We start from the raw sequence: 13,928 nt of genomic DNA, 5'->3' as shown, positions 1-13,928 counted from the left end.
GGATGAACACGAAGCAGCCGCTGCTGGAAATCAACAACCTGCGAACTTCCTTTTTCACGGAACACGGTGAGGTCAAAGCGGTGGACGGCGTCAGCCTTACTATCGATAAAGGCAAAGTGTTGGGCATTGTCGGCGAGTCAGGCTCGGGGAAAAGCATTTTGTCGCTGTCGATTTTGCGCCTGATTTCCCATCCCGGCCGCATTATCGGCGGTGAAATCAAATACAACGGGGATAATTTGCTGGACAAAACCGGCAGGCAGATGCGCCACATCCGGGGGAATCAAATATCGATGATCTTTCAGGAGCCGATGACGTCGCTGAATCCCGTCTTTACCGTCGGCCAGCAGATCGCGGAGGTATACCGGATTCATGAGCAGTTGGGGAAGCGCCAGGCGATGGACAAAGCGGTCGAGATGCTGCGCCTTGTCGGAATCCCTTCTCCCGAGAAGAGAGTGAAGCAGTACCCTTTCCAGTTATCCGGAGGCATGCGGCAGCGGGTAATGATTGCGATAGCGCTGGCCTGCAATCCCGATCTGCTCATCGCCGATGAACCGACAACGGCGCTGGACGTAACGATCCAGGCGCAAATTCTGGATCTGATCCGGGATCTGCAGCGCAGACTGCACATGTCGGTGCTATTCATTACCCATGATCTCGGCGTCGTGGCAGAGACATGTGACGATGTTGCCGTCATGTATTGCGGACAGATCGTGGAATATACGGATGTGGTTACGCTGTTCCGGGAGCCGAAGCACCCGTATACGGTAGGACTGATGAATTCGCTGCCCCGCCATGACGTCGAGCAGCAGGAGCTTGTGCCGATTGCCGGCTCCGTCCCAAGCCCCTATGAACCGCTGGCCGGATGCCGGTTTGCGCCGCGCTGTCCCTATGCGCAGGAGCGGTGCCGCGAAGCTCAGCCGGAGCTGAACGAGGTAGGGGGCAACCATAAGGTACGCTGCTGGATATATACCGAGCATTGGGAGATGAAGCCGGAGGTGAAAGTGACGATATGAGCAAACCCCTTCTGACCGTAAATCGGCTGAAGCAGTATTTCCCGATTAAGGGAGGCATCTTCGGACGGACGCTCAACTATGTCAAAGCCGTAGACGACATCTCCTTCACTGTTCGGGAAGGGGAGACCGTTAGCCTCGTAGGGGAATCGGGCTGCGGCAAATCGACGACCGGACGCGCCATTCTGCGCCTGGATGAACCGACCTCGGGGGAGATTCTGTTCGACGGCGTCAATCTGCTTACGCTCAATAAGAAAGCCATGAACCGCAAGCGCAAAGACATCCAGGTCATTTTCCAGGACCCGTATGCCTCCCTCAACCCGAGGAAAACCGCCGTGCAGGTGCTGGAGGAGGCGATGGAAATCCAAAATGTCGTGCCCAAGGAACGCCGGCGGGAGCGGGCCATCGAGCTGCTGGAAACCGTGGGGCTGTCCTCGTATCAGGCGGACCGTTATCCGCATGAATTCAGCGGGGGACAGCGTCAGCGGATCGGCATCGCCCGGGCGCTGTCCGTCAACCCGAAGCTGATCATCTGCGACGAAGCCGTATCCGCCCTGGACGTCTCCATCCAGGCCCAGGTTCTCAATCTGCTGCAGTCGCTGCAGCGGGAATTCAAGCTGACCTACCTGTTCATCTCGCATGATCTGGGGGTCGTCCGCCATATTTCCGACCGGATCATTGTCATGTATCTGGGAACGATCGTTGAAATCGCCGATACGGCCACCTTATTCCGTCAGCCGCGGCACCCGTATACCCGCGCTCTGTTGTCCGCCATTCCGACTCTGAATCCGGAACGCAAGGCGGAGCGCATTCTGTTGAAGGGGGACGTGCCTTCTCCGATCGATCCTCCGTCAGGCTGCCGGTTCCATACCCGCTGCAGGTATGCCAGCGACCGCTGCCGTTCCGAGGCTCCCGAGATGCGATCCGTTCCGGGCGAAATCGGCCACCAGGTGGCTTGCCTTCATTTTGAAGAAATAGATGCTGCCGACTAATCTGTTGCTCTAGAACGGACGAACCGCTTCGTGCGGGCTGAATCCTTGGCGTCGGGTTCTCAACAAATGAGAGGTTATCCGTTAATTGTACGGCCCCATTTTCCGTTAGTTGAAAAAAGCTTGTATGTATTTCCCTGATTCCATTCGACTGCTGAACCTTCCCGAAGTATATTCCGTGATAACCCTATTCCAGAATTGCTGTGCGGGAATATTCCTTTCCAATTGAGTAACTTCCCAGCGCCCTCTATGCATATCGAACACTTTCATGGCAGCATGTTTGCCTAGCCCTAATCTCCGATACTTTTTCATTATGAAAAACTCGGCAATAGAAAAATGAGGGGTGTCGCTGGAATCGATATATCGAACCAATATAAATCCGACATTCTTTCCGTCCATCTTTATAAAATAAGGAAAACGGTGTTCTACACTAATCCAATAGTCGTCTAAATACGGATACTCTCCAAATAGACCATTGTCTTCTACATCGCAATCCATGAACTCGGAAAAATCGTACAAGTAAAACTGCATTAGATTGTTAAGTATCGGTTTCTCTTCTATCGGCACTTTTACAATATTCAGCTCCAGCCTGAACACCTGCTTTCTGTAATCCTGAATTGAGTATATCAGTTCCCTTCATTAAAAGTGCCGGCAAAAAATAATTATAAATAAACCTGCCGCTGAAATTGGGCTGTCCCGCCACGCTTACTGACATAGCCAAACCTAAAGAAAATTTACGGTCATATGTTTGCATTCTATCCGCCGTTTTCTTACAATGAAGGTGGAAACAATTTTAAAATAACCCTGCAAAGTGACGGTCAGCCTTCGAAGCGTATTCCGGATACTTTGCGGGGAGCCCCGGAGCTTACAAATTCTGTACTATGAACAAAGGAGTGACGAAGATGTACCGGAAAATTGACGACTTTATTGCAGATTGGAATGTACAGACGGCGGGCACGCTGCGGGTGATCGAAGCGATTTCCGACGACAAGCTTGGACAGGCTATCGTGGAAGGACACAGCACACTTGGCTGGCTGGGTTGGCATTTGGCGACGAGCCCGGCGTTCTTTACAGGCTTGGTCGGTGTTAAAGTACAGCCTGCAGGGACGCGGGATGGTGTGCCGGACAAGGTGAGCGAAATTGTCGAAGCCTATCGCCGTATGGCCGCGGATGTGCAGGAAGGGGTCCAAAACGCGCTGACGGACGATATGCTGGCTGAAACGGTGTCTGCTATGGGTAGGGAAATGGCCCGCGGAAAGCTGCTCCACACACTGATCGCCCATGATACGCACCATCGCGGCCAGATGACTGTACTGCTTCGTCAAGCCGGGCTTACCGTGCCGGGAGTCATGGGGCCGACGAAGGAACAAATGGGATAAGCAACTATTCTTGAATTTACTATACAAGTATATTAAAACAAGCCGGAAGCGATTCGCTTTCCGGCTTGTTTGCTGTAACGGGATGTTATAAAAGCAGGGTTTTCAGAACCGGCTCGAGTGCATCCGCCATTCGCAGAAAACCAAGATCTGTCGGATGTTGGCCGTCTACCGTACATTCGAAGAAATCTTCGCCCAATGTTTTGGAGCCGTCGAAGAAATAAATATTCAAGTCCCCTTGCTCCCGCAGCTCGTTAACGAGAGACTGCTCGAATTGTTTGCGTTCCATTCTCATTTGATATAAATGCGGTGTCAGCTCCTCACGAGCGTAACGGATACGAGACACGACCAGGATCGGTGTGACCGGATGGGCTTCTCTATAAATACGAATAAATTCCGGAAGGGTCTTGCGGAATAGTTCGGTGCTAACGCAGTTACCTTCATAATCAACAACAAGACATGCCGGATCGTTAATCTGCGATATGATTTCGGCGAGCTCCGGTTCCCCCTTGCCGCTACCCGAGAAACCGAGATTAATGAATTCCAATGGAATCCTGCGGCTCAAGATATTGGAGTAGGCCATGCCAGGACGCGAAGCGCAGCCGCCTTGAGTGACCGATGTTCCATAGATGATGATTTTCTTCCCGGAAGCGTAGCCGGGCGGGGCCATCACCGAGGCTCCCTCATCCAATCCGATCCAGATCTCTTCCACCCCTTGATACAGCGGCAGGTTCAGCACCAAATTGCGCATCGTCGGTTCCCAACCGGTATACAAGGCACACTCATACTCTATGAGAGTGTGATCATATCTGGTGGTATTGACATACCTCCAACGAGCGTTGGTATCAGGAGCGCTCACATAACAATCGACACCGCATTGCCCGGTTGCAGGCATATGGGCCATGCCGGCTATCCCTCTCAGCTTCACCCTGACCGATAGGGAGGAGGAATCCGATTGGAACCGGATTTGCCCTCCTGCCGTATGATTGGCCAAATGATCGACCGCCTGGGGAATTGCTTGAGCCGGCGAAGTTGGCAATCGGCGATATTTTCTTTCCTGCGCAAACCAAGCGAGGCCGGATACTTGAAAAGGCTCCTCTAAAGGCGAATACCAGCGAATGGCGCCATCGAACTGTTCATTCGGGCGCATGTGGAGGTCGTATCTTTCCAGCGAATTCACAATACCATTCCTTTCGGCGGACAGTCGGTATTAATCTAGCAAGAATAAATAACTTGACTATATTATCCTAATATGAACCCGATTTTACCATATTTCATATGGTTTTAATTGTCAACAAGTATGTAATAGGAATCCGCCTGAAGGTGCCCGCCAGCCCCGAACCGCGCGAGACTCCCAGCGCGCGGTGTATGGCGTCACATGACGGTGATCAGCCACATGCCGCAGACACCACCGGTAGCCTCCGCGGACCGCACGAGACTTCCAGTGCGCGGTGTATGGCGTCGCATTGACGGTGGTCAGCCACATGCCGCAGACATCCCGATAAGCCTCTCTTGGACGATCCCGGACGCCCCCCAGACATCCTCGATAGCCTCCGACTGCCCCGGAAGCAGCCCAGATATCCTCGACCGTTTCCTGGAAGATCCTTCGCATCCTCCCGGTATCTCCCCTAGATAACTAAATGGATTTCATCCAGTTAGTTTCCCATTCTAGGGCGAAATACGAAAACTAAATGGAAAACCTCCATCTAGTTTGGGCAAATTAGGCGATATCTCCTGAATTCATCCAATCTAACTGTAGTTTTTCCATTTAGTTGAGCCACTTTCTGCAATTTACTTGAAATTACCTGTATAAAATACAGTTAGCCCCCCGTGCCGTCGCACGGGATCATCGGATGAAAGTAGAGTAAGACCCCTGTGCCGTCGTACGGGGTCTTCGGATGAAAGTAGAGTAAGACCCCTGTGCCGTCGCACGGGGTCTTCGGATGAAAGCAGGCTAAGCCCCCCGTGCCGTCGCACGGGATCATCGGATGAAAGTAGAGTAAGACCCCTGTGCCGTCGCACGGGGTCTTCGGATGAAAGCAGGCTAAGCCCCCCATGCCGTTGACGGGATCATCGGATGAAAGTAGAGTAAGACCCCTGTGCCGTCGCACGGGGTCTTTCGGATGAAAAGAGTAGGCCCCCCGTGCCGTTGACGGGGCCTTCGACGATAAGTGTCAGGCCCCATCTACCACAGACGCGGTCCTTCGGACGATAAGTCGTCAACTCGGCATGATCGCCAAGAACAGACAGCCATGTTGATACTACTGTCCACGGCTCTCCGCATCATCCCTTCCGAAGCCCATCCGTTGTAAATAGCAGATCAGCCTTCCATCCCGGCCGTAATCATCCAGGTCACCTGATATTTATCGACAACCTCCCCGTAAAACACGCCGAAAGGCTGCATTTCCAAAGGATATTTGACTGTACCGCTTTCGGAAAGCTTTGTGAATGCTTCAACGGCTTCGGCTTCCAGATCGAACTCCACGCTTAGTGCGATGTCGTTTCCTTGCTTTAAGGGTTCCATCGTGTCGGCGATAAAGATATAATTGTCTCCTGCAATTGAGAAACACATATGCATGACTTTATCCTTGAATTCGTTCTGCGTTCCCATTGCCTGTTCATGTGTTGTCACGGACAAGATTCGCCCTCCGAACACTTGCGTATAAAACTCGGCCTGGGCCATTGCGTCTTCTGACAGAATATAAGGCTTTAGCTTTGCCATCTTCAACAACCTTTCTAAATGGATTAAATCTTTAGCTTAAAAACAATATTATAATAATTCATACTCCTGTATTTCTTATGGATTGCTGTTTTCGATGATTGAGTTGATTCTCAAAAGATAGCCATCGAAAAGCGGATTGCGAATGGAAGTCAACAACCGATTTTATTCTTCTGAAGGTAGTCTTTCCTTTTGCCTCAATATAAGCTGTAACTGCTATGATCTATCTGCTAATAAAATTGTCTTCCTTTTTATGGCGGATATGTTATAATTCTAGCCAATCAAGCAGGGCACAGGACCGTCTTGAAGCTGTGTGAATGATCTTTTCAAAAAGCGAACGCAACCGCTCGAAGTATGAGAGAATTCGCCGGGATCAAAAATGGCAATGTTAAGGCAGCTTGCAGGTACCGCCAATCAAGAAGAGACTCTGTATGGAAGGAAGAGCGTGATTGGGAACCCCTCTAAGTACCGTGGATTGGATGGAGAAGAACAAAAGGCTGGATGAGCTATTAGCCCAAGAAGATGCCTTAACCGTGCATTCGATGAATCAAGGATTTGAAGCGGAAGTCGTTAGGATAAACTCACATGATGATAGCTATGTCCTGAAAATATGGAACAGGAGCTCCAAGCCGGATGTCCGTTTTCAATTTCGGCTGCTGAATGTTCTTTATGCACGGGGACAATCTGTGTCTGAACCGCTGGGGTGGGGGATAAATCCGGATGGCGAGCAGGTTTTGTTAACCTCCTTCGACGGCACGCCCCTTCATAAGGTGAATGCGAAAATAATGGCCCGTTTGGCGGGCATTTTAGCTGGAATACATCAAATCGGCATGGAAGAGATGGGAAATCTGCAGCTTCCCAGGTATGATTTTATCCATTACTTTTTTTCCGGAGTAGGCGAACACTCAGACCTGAGCCAAGCATTAAATGCTCTTGTTGAAATAACCCCAATCAAGCAGGACCGTATTATTCACGGTGATTTTCACCTGATGAACATTCTGGAGGACAACGGCCGATACACCGTCATAGATTGGACGAACGGGCAATTAGGAGACCCCAGATATGATTTTGCTTGGGCGCTTACCCTGCAGAAAATATACATTTCGGAGCGTTATGCGAATCTATTTCGTTCCGCCTATCTAACAGTCATTGAGATTCCTCCAGGAGAGCTTGAGGCTTATGAAGCGCTGGCTTGTCTTAGATGGATGCTGCTTAGTAGAAACGGTGGGGCTCCTGCTGGACCTAAAATAATGGAGCGGGTAAGAAGTTTGGTTGCAAACCATTCCATTCTTCATGGGTTGGAGTTTAGTGGTATTTCGACATCATAAAATATATGGATATGAATTCTTCTGACGATTTGATTTTTCTATCTTTCTATCTAATGTACATATAAACGGTAAGTGTAAAACTGGAGGAAATTGTAATGATGACAACAAATTAACGTAATGCTTCTTCCTTTGCCGGCAGCGCCCGCAGTCCTCCATAGAAGTACGCCTGTATATTCAAAACAAACCTAAACTATGGAGGGATTGGAAATGAGTAAACCGGTAATGTACGTTGCGCTGGTATGCGGACCGGATAGCGATATGGAAACGCAAGCCATCAGAGCGACTCTCGAATGTTTTGGCGCAAGAGTATTTACTTATTGGATTGGCCGGCCGAATGATTTGATCTCCGTGCTATCAGGCGAAGATCTCTATGCGGATACCGACATGATTATTCTCAGTTTCCACGGCGATGAAGGCAAGCTTCTCATGCCGGAATTGGGTGAGAGTGTCTATGAAGAAGGAGAGCCGCGGGGAGACTTTGGTCCGGATGAGGTGCTGCGATATGCGAAGCTGGACGGGAAAATCGTCTTTGGCAATGGCTGCTCACTAGGTGACCGGGCATTGGCCGAAGCATTCCTGAAGCGCGGCTGCCGGACCTATATCGGCCCGGATGATTATCCGGACGGCAATTCGGCTCTTATGTTCATGCTGCGGCTTTTCTATGAAATGATTCAGAACGGGAAGAGCGTAAGAGAGGCTTACGAGCTTGCTTCGGCTATGGATGAAGAAGTATCTATGTACCAAATCTATGAAAGTTCTGTAGATGACTGAAACATCCGATGCAGCCACGCGTGTAACAAGAGGGGAGTTTCGGTTCCCCTCTTTTTCCATTCGGGAAGCTTGTGTCCGATAATAAGAAGGTGATAGGGGCTGTTAATATCAGACACGGCTGTTAGAGTATCGATCACTTTTTTTGATGGCCATGAAAACAAAATAATCTTCGATTTCCCAAACCTTAACTCCGCCAAAGATGGAAATCAGTTTGTTTCTGTACCACTCTTTTCTCTTGGTCACCATATACATCCTGCCCTCTAGAGCGAGCCGGTTAAATCCTTTTTCGATAAACATTTTTGGCACGGCAAAATCGGCATGATAAGGCGGGTGGCAAATGATTTTGGTAAAGTCATTATGCCGGATACCGGAAAAACCGTCGCTGTGGGCAATGTGTACACCGGAAACCTCATTGGCCGCCGCATTTTCTTTGGCGGTTTCGATAGCCTGTTCATCGTTGTCCACCATAACTACATTTTCTGGACGGACCAGTTTGGCCGCCAATAAGCCCACGACTCCATAACCGCAGCCTAAATCGCATATTTTATCGTCTTTTTCAAATTCAATGACCGACAGCATGGCCAGAGTTCCGTTGTCCACCGTTCGCGGAGAGAAGAGCCCGGCACGAGTCTTCAAATTTTAACTTATCCCCTTGATGGTTGTTGTAATCATTTAAGAAAGTTCCTTTCAGAACTGTATTTTAATACCTGATAATAAATTTACAATAATTTCAAGACAAACCCAATGGTATAATTAGATTTAGAGCAAAAAAGGACTTGAGGTTCAGGATCATCCTCTTGGCTTATTCTATGATGATGTATATGAACAAGATAGGAATTTAACAATCTTATTGACGGGGAATGGGCGTTTCCTATTTGTCGAGGTAGGGGGAAAAGAATGAGAAATTTACTCATTACGGATATTCATGGCGAATACAACGGTATGATGAAGCTGCTGGAATATGCGAAATTTGACCCGTCATCAGATCAGCTTGTCGTGGGCGGGGATATGGTGAGCCGCGGCAAAGATAGCGGGCTGGTTCTTAAAGAGGTCCGCAAGCTTGCCTTGCAGTACCCCGATCATGTAGTGGCATTGACAGGCAACCATGAGGAAATGATGAGTTGGTATTACCGGGGGAAAACAGATATGTGGTTAAAATATGCCGGAAAGGATACGTTACCCAGCTTCCGGAAGACCTTTACCAAGGAAGGGGAATTGCAAGAGCATGTGGAATGGTCGGCCTCATTGCCGTTGCTTTTCGAAGACCAGCAATTTGTATATACTCACGCCGGTATTGTGCCTTATACCCCTCTGGAGGAGCAGGATCGTGAGATACTTTGGATGTCCGAATCGGACTTTTATTCCTATCCGAAGGAGTCGATATTAAGCAGGACGGAGGGAAGACCGGTTATTCACGGACATACCCCCTGTGAATTTATTTATAGCGATGGAGCGCGCATGAACTGCGACTTGGGGGCCAGCACCTATGCAGTGATCGAGGAGCGGGCCTTGGGATTGGTTGATTTGACCAACCGTTGTTACTATGTTTACAAGGTCTGCACTGGTCGAATCGGACAGAGGAAGATTTCAGTATTTGCATAACTTGAGCTGCCGGTGCGCCAATCCCCGGAAAGAAACCGGGATAGCCTGAGGAGGCATTCCCGGTTTCTTTTCGCTCATGTCCAATGTCATAACTCCCTTAATCTTCGATTGAGCGAAACGAGGTCGGTGGACGACCCGGCAGAGGGCCGGGCTTCGCCAGCAGATAGCCTTGGCCGAAGGGGACACCTAGCTTGCAAGATTGACGCAAATCCTCAACCTCTTCGATTCCTTCCAGAATCAGATTAGATTCGTCACCGCAGAAATCAACGAAGAACTTTAACAATTTCTGCTTCTGTTTGCTGAAGAGCAGGTGCTTGGCAAAGAAACGATCCATCTTGATAAAGTCAGGGCCGATTTCCACGATTCTCTTCAAGGTGGTCGCCCCTTCTCCAACGTCATCGAGCGCAACCAGGAATCCGCATTCCCGCAGCAGATGGATGTTACGCAGAAATTGTCCGGTGTCCCAGTCGTCCATCTCCGAGATGGCTTCATTAATTTCGAATACGATATTGTTGGCGTACTTTCCGTACCGCTGCATGAGCTTAAATATGAATCTGGTAAATCGATCCGAAGATAAGGTCGAAGGGAATACGTTCACGAACAGGTGCTGATCGGATTCCACCCGCCCTGGATCAGCAAAGCACGCGGAAATTGCATTATAAATGGAAAGGGTGTCCAGCGTGAACAGCATATTATGTCTTGCAGCGGCCCGGAACAGCCGATCGATTCTTGGTTCCGTTGAGCAGCGGATTAAAGCTTCATAGCCAATCGTCTTGTGGGTATGAAGATGGCAGATCGGCTGGAACTCGTGATATAAATCTTCCTGTGTGATAAGAGCTTGTGTGGATGGCATGACTAATTTCCTTTCCGGATAGAAAGACCATTTCGGCAACCCGGCCGCCATAGAAAGCAGATCCTTAGGCCCGTAGGTTTTGCGTCCCAATTTTTCAAGAGGTTTGCGATTATCGTACTGAGCATACCCGTCGAAAGGACCATTAGCAATCCTTTGTACCTAATTATCAAATTCGCCATCAAGCGACAGATTCCTACAAAACATGTGTTCTTTTTTCAAAATTTAACCATTCTGCCATTTTTGTTTGAAAAAATAGTTTGTAAGGCCTATAAACCTGGCGGCAGGGATTTGTTTTTATGGACTTATAATCGGAAAAAAGAACTTCTGACGCACTATCTCGCTGTGGGGCTATCTCATGAATGCTTAGATTGCTTGTCACACAATCCTCAAATCGGAAATTGTGTTGTCGTTGAGAGGTATGCCACGCTATAATTGATAACAATTATCATTTACAATTTTTGCGAAACGGAGTAGAAACAAAATGGCGGACTTTCATCATAACTTTAATTTGTTTTTCGACGAATTCGGGCTGCAGCAGCAAAGCTCAAACGGTTCGGAATCAATGACTTTTCGTACGCCAATCGGAGATGGGACCTTTCGTCGATTCGTTCCTCGCCCCGATCTCAATATCGTATTTTCCGATTTGACGTTTCATGGCGATTTCCTGATGCCGCTAACGGCAAGAACGCCAATGGTCGAGCTTCACTATTGTTTGCAAGGAACGAATGCCGTCCATGTCGAACGAAATCAATACGAATTTGTTCCCGGGATGTGTGCGCTTCAGCTAATCGACGAAGGGAAAGCGCAGCTTGAATTTACCGCGAATCAGCCTTATCAGGTGTTGTCAGTCGGAATCCCTATTTCGACCTTCAATCATTACATGGAGGATTTTTCGGGTGCCAAGCATCTTGACTTCTCCAGCCTTCTCGGGCAAAAGTCATTTCGCCTTTTTCATGAGTCCATCCATCCGGCGGCTGCCGTAATCATTAGACGGTTGACTCAGTCCGTGCAAACATGCGGCATCAAAAAACTGGAGCTGGAGTGCAGTGTGCTGGAACTCCTGTTGTCAGCCTTTCAATCGTTTCTTTTCGAGCCGAAGCTTCCCAAATTATCCAGCATTGAAAGGCAGAAAATACAGCAGGCACGCGATATAATGTTGGAACGTATGGCAGATCCCCCCTCGCTGCTCGAATTGTCCCGCATGATTGGCATTAACGACAACAAATTAAAAATTGGTTTTAAAGAACTATATGGAACGACCGTATTTGGTTATTTGAGGGAAAAACGTCTGGAAAAAGCCTGTCTCCTTTTACAGCAAGGAGACTTGAATGTGTATGAGACGTCGCTTACAGTAGGCTACTCCAACCCCAGCTACTTTTCGGAAGCGTTTCGTAACAAGTACGGCGTGAATCCTGGAAACTTGCGTAGATGTTCATTTTAATCCCGATGTTTGTATTATCGGGTTAAGACCCCCACCTCTATAGGTGGGCTCTAAATCAGGTGGAGTAGAGTCTCCATCTGATTACTCGATGTTAAGCTGAACGAGTTCACTACGGCAGTTATAATCTAGAAAATTGTTCGATTGAAGGACTGTTCTTCGGAGCAGTCTTTTTTGTTTGAATCGATTACTCCCTGTGACCGCGAAAATACTCCGTCTAGTGGTAGATAAGGAATCTTATTCGGTCGTATTCTAAAAAATATAATATGAGGAAGATCTCAAGTCTGATAGTTTATCACGAATTGGTTTGGGGGATGCCGGGCCTTGGATCACCGATACGCTGAACGTGGATCCCGGGGAGTCGCATGAGGTAGCTTTCAAAGCCGACAATCCCGGATTATGGATGGAGCACTGTCATCATCTTGAGCATGCGGCTATCGGCATGACCTTGCACTTTATGAGGGGGGTAACCTCACCTTTTGAAATCAGCCAAGTGGCACAGAACAGGCCGGAGTGATTGCAAAGGTTAACGCGGCTGCGGTGACCCTAACGCTTATGATTGAAGACATGTCTAGAGAAGCAGTGGTGGTCGGACTTGAAATACATTGAGAGGTGAAAGCGCATGAATCAAATTTATACATTACTGGTTGGCATCCATATTTTTAGCGCTATCTTAGGTGCGGGCCCTTTGCTCTTATCGAACGTGATTCTAAAAAGAACTAAGGATTTAAGTGAATTAAAATATGCACATCAAGGCGTTGAGAAACTGAATAAGGCGGCCACTATTGGTTGGATCGCTTTATTGCCTACAGGATTATTGATGGGATGGATCAACCCGTCACTGTTTCGGATGTTGTGGTTCGACACATCCATTGCTTTGTTCGTAGTTTTCAGCCTTTACTCGGAAATGGTTATCGGACCTAAAATGAAAACTATGCATGAAATGATCAGAACCTGTGAAAGTGAAGAGATTCCGCAACAGTATAAAATCTTGTCTAGTAAACTGACTCCTTATGATTGGTTTGGTAAACTACTCGTCGTTGCCATTATCATATTGATGGTGTTAAAACCGTAAATGAAAAGCAGTGGAGCAGGGTAAATGTCCTACGTAAAGTATATAGTTAGTGGGCATATCGTTGAGATGCGAGCTTGATGGCAGCCATTATATACTCGTTCCATATGTGTGAAAAAGACAATAAGAGAGGTTTTTTGAGATGAAGCGAAGCATACGGAGCAAACTGGTAGAATGTATTTTATTAATGAGTGGACTAAAACAACGTTATTCAGACAAAGAGAAGTTTGCGAAATTCCTCGAGCAAAAGCGAACCGAGAATGCGAAACCATATATTTTGCCCAGAAGAATCCAACAGAAACTGGATATTGCTATGGAACAATCGTATGGAAAGGATTGTTATATTTTACAAGGAAACAAACAAGCCAGTGAAAAATATATTATTTATTTAATTGGTGGAGGTTATATAAATCAGCCTCGGGGTGTTCATTGGAAATTCATACGTAAAATAGCAGACATGGGTAATGCCACCATGATTGTACCTGTCTATCCAAAAGTCCCTCATCACCAGTATCATGAATCATATGATCAAGTACTCCCCATTTATGAAAAGCTGTTAATGAAAACCTCTCCACAAAATATTATATTTATGGGGGATTCGGCAGGCGGTGGATTTGCGCTAGCATTAGCTCAATGGTTAAAGGAAAAAAATCTACCTCAACCGAGTCGAATTATATTACTCTCTCCATGGTTACTTGAGTCTTGCGAATCGCGGTACTTTACGCCTGAAAAGGGCAGACCTGTAGCGTGAACGGTAAAGTAACGGTTTA

16 protein-coding genes and 1 riboswitch are annotated in these 13,928 nt (G+C 47.9%); of the genes, 10 read left to right on the top strand and 6 right to left on the bottom strand.

The genetic code is table 11. The features are described 5' to 3' along the window. The first annotated feature begins 2 nt into the window (after window positions 1–2). Both FS806_RS11530 and FS806_RS11525 read left to right on the top strand, forming a co-directional pair. Window positions 3–1,013, top strand: a complete 1,011-nt coding sequence (locus tag FS806_RS11530; RefSeq protein WP_144936149.1) for an ABC transporter ATP-binding protein — start codon at window positions 3–5, stop codon at window positions 1,011–1,013. Further along, on the top strand, window positions 1,010–2,002 hold the full coding sequence (locus FS806_RS11525; protein WP_144936146.1) for an ABC transporter ATP-binding protein: 993 nt from the start codon (window positions 1,010–1,012) through the stop codon (window positions 2,000–2,002). The genes FS806_RS11530 and FS806_RS11525 overlap by 4 nt, the downstream gene beginning before the upstream one ends. Before the next feature lie 105 nt (window positions 2,003–2,107). Here the strand turns inward: FS806_RS11525 and FS806_RS11520 are convergent, their stop codons facing one another. Together FS806_RS11520 and FS806_RS26140 are read right to left on the bottom strand one after the other, a co-directional pair. Further along, the gene (locus tag FS806_RS11520; RefSeq protein WP_260982061.1) at window positions 2,108–2,518 is read right to left on the bottom strand and encodes a GNAT family N-acetyltransferase; all 411 of its coding nucleotides are present in this window, start codon (window positions 2,516–2,518) and stop codon (window positions 2,108–2,110) included. 19 nt (window positions 2,519–2,537) lie between these two features. After that, window positions 2,538–2,753 (bottom strand): hypothetical protein, encoded by a 216-nt coding sequence (locus FS806_RS26140; protein WP_222126646.1) that lies wholly within the window; start codon window positions 2,751–2,753, stop codon window positions 2,538–2,540. A gap of 148 nt (window positions 2,754–2,901) precedes the next feature. Between FS806_RS26140 and FS806_RS11515 the strand changes: the two genes are divergently transcribed. Beyond that, the gene (locus FS806_RS11515) at window positions 2,902–3,378 is read left to right on the top strand and encodes a DinB family protein (protein WP_144936143.1); all 477 of its coding nucleotides are present in this window, start codon (window positions 2,902–2,904) and stop codon (window positions 3,376–3,378) included. A gap of 85 nt (window positions 3,379–3,463) precedes the next feature. Here FS806_RS11515 and FS806_RS11510 read toward each other — a convergent pair whose 3' ends face one another. Together FS806_RS11510 and FS806_RS11505 are read right to left on the bottom strand one after the other, a co-directional pair. Further along, a complete protein-coding gene (locus tag FS806_RS11510) occupies window positions 3,464–4,525 on the bottom strand; it encodes an SGNH/GDSL hydrolase family protein (protein WP_144936266.1) in 1,062 nt (353 codons plus the stop codon). A gap of 1,170 nt (window positions 4,526–5,695) precedes the next feature. Further along, a complete protein-coding gene (locus FS806_RS11505; RefSeq protein WP_144936140.1) occupies window positions 5,696–6,097 on the bottom strand; it encodes a VOC family protein in 402 nt (133 codons plus the stop codon). 446 nt (window positions 6,098–6,543) lie between these two features. Here FS806_RS11505 and FS806_RS11500 point away from each other — a divergent pair, with 446 nt between their 5' ends. Next, complete coding sequence (locus FS806_RS11500; RefSeq protein ID WP_144936137.1) at window positions 6,544–7,422, top strand: aminoglycoside phosphotransferase family protein; 879 nt, start codon at window positions 6,544–6,546, stop codon at window positions 7,420–7,422. Window positions 7,423–7,629: 207 nt separating this feature from the next. Next, complete coding sequence (locus FS806_RS11495; RefSeq protein ID WP_144936133.1) at window positions 7,630–8,193, top strand: delta-aminolevulinic acid dehydratase; 564 nt, start codon at window positions 7,630–7,632, stop codon at window positions 8,191–8,193. Between the two features lie 108 nt (window positions 8,194–8,301). Here FS806_RS11495 and FS806_RS11490 read toward each other — a convergent pair whose 3' ends face one another. Next, window positions 8,302–8,829: a class I SAM-dependent methyltransferase gene (locus FS806_RS11490; protein ID WP_144936130.1), complete on the bottom strand. Its 528-nt coding sequence runs from the start codon at window positions 8,827–8,829 to the stop codon at window positions 8,302–8,304. 261 nt (window positions 8,830–9,090) lie between these two features. Here FS806_RS11490 and FS806_RS11485 point away from each other — a divergent pair, with 261 nt between their 5' ends. After that, window positions 9,091–9,795, top strand: a complete 705-nt coding sequence (locus FS806_RS11485; protein WP_144936127.1) for a metallophosphoesterase family protein — start codon at window positions 9,091–9,093, stop codon at window positions 9,793–9,795. 97 nt (window positions 9,796–9,892) lie between these two features. Here FS806_RS11485 and FS806_RS11480 read toward each other — a convergent pair whose 3' ends face one another. After that, on the bottom strand, window positions 9,893–10,699 hold the full coding sequence (locus tag FS806_RS11480; RefSeq protein ID WP_260982060.1) for an EAL domain-containing protein: 807 nt from the start codon (window positions 10,697–10,699) through the stop codon (window positions 9,893–9,895). Next, window positions 10,680–10,766, bottom strand: a riboswitch (cyclic di-GMP riboswitch). It overlaps the preceding gene by 20 nt. A 363-nt stretch (window positions 10,767–11,129) precedes the next feature. Between FS806_RS11480 and FS806_RS11475 the strand changes: the two genes are divergently transcribed. The 4 genes from FS806_RS11475 to FS806_RS11460 all read left to right on the top strand — a co-directional run bounded on the left by FS806_RS11475 (window position 11,130) and on the right by FS806_RS11460 (window position 13,909). Next, a complete protein-coding gene (locus tag FS806_RS11475) occupies window positions 11,130–12,089 on the top strand; it encodes a helix-turn-helix domain-containing protein (RefSeq protein ID WP_144936123.1) in 960 nt (319 codons plus the stop codon). Between the two features lie 304 nt (window positions 12,090–12,393). After that, window positions 12,394–12,603, top strand: coding sequence for a multicopper oxidase domain-containing protein (locus FS806_RS11470; protein WP_370451793.1), 210 nt, complete (start codon window positions 12,394–12,396; stop codon window positions 12,601–12,603). Window positions 12,604–12,708: 105 nt separating this feature from the next. Continuing rightward, complete coding sequence (locus FS806_RS11465; protein ID WP_144936120.1) at window positions 12,709–13,161, top strand: DUF2269 family protein; 453 nt, start codon at window positions 12,709–12,711, stop codon at window positions 13,159–13,161. A 139-nt stretch (window positions 13,162–13,300) separates the two neighbouring features. Then, window positions 13,301–13,909, top strand: a complete 609-nt coding sequence (locus tag FS806_RS11460; protein ID WP_144936118.1) for an alpha/beta hydrolase fold domain-containing protein — start codon at window positions 13,301–13,303, stop codon at window positions 13,907–13,909. Window positions 13,910–13,928 lie beyond the last annotated feature (19 nt).

Source organism: Paenibacillus sp. 32O-W, assembly GCF_007679495.1.
Lineage (GTDB): Bacteria > Bacillota > Bacilli > Paenibacillales > NBRC-103111 > Paenibacillus_L > Paenibacillus_L residui.
This window is presented reverse-complemented; position numbering and strand designations above follow the sequence as displayed.

Coding starts and splice junctions, on each gene's coding strand:
- FS806_RS11530 (WP_144936149.1), top strand. CDS start 3: ATGAACACGAAGCAGCCGCTGCTGGAAATCAACAACCTGCGAACTTCC.
- FS806_RS11525 (WP_144936146.1), top strand. CDS start 1,010: ATGAGCAAACCCCTTCTGACCGTAAATCGGCTGAAGCAGTATTTCCCG.
- FS806_RS26140 (WP_222126646.1), bottom strand. CDS start 2,753: ATGCAAACATATGACCGTAAATTTTCTTTAGGTTTGGCTATGTCAGTA.
- FS806_RS11515 (WP_144936143.1), top strand. CDS start 2,902: ATGTACCGGAAAATTGACGACTTTATTGCAGATTGGAATGTACAGACG.
- FS806_RS11510 (WP_144936266.1), bottom strand. CDS start 4,525: ATGCGCCCGAATGAACAGTTCGATGGCGCCATTCGCTGGTATTCGCCT.
- FS806_RS11505 (WP_144936140.1), bottom strand. CDS start 6,097: ATGGCAAAGCTAAAGCCTTATATTCTGTCAGAAGACGCAATGGCCCAG.
- FS806_RS11495 (WP_144936133.1), top strand. CDS start 7,630: ATGAGTAAACCGGTAATGTACGTTGCGCTGGTATGCGGACCGGATAGC.
- FS806_RS11485 (WP_144936127.1), top strand. CDS start 9,091: ATGAGAAATTTACTCATTACGGATATTCATGGCGAATACAACGGTATG.
- FS806_RS11480 (WP_260982060.1), bottom strand. CDS start 10,699: ATGGCGGCCGGGTTGCCGAAATGGTCTTTCTATCCGGAAAGGAAATTA.
- FS806_RS11475 (WP_144936123.1), top strand. CDS start 11,130: ATGGCGGACTTTCATCATAACTTTAATTTGTTTTTCGACGAATTCGGG.
- FS806_RS11465 (WP_144936120.1), top strand. CDS start 12,709: ATGAATCAAATTTATACATTACTGGTTGGCATCCATATTTTTAGCGCT.
- FS806_RS11460 (WP_144936118.1), top strand. CDS start 13,301: ATGAAGCGAAGCATACGGAGCAAACTGGTAGAATGTATTTTATTAATG.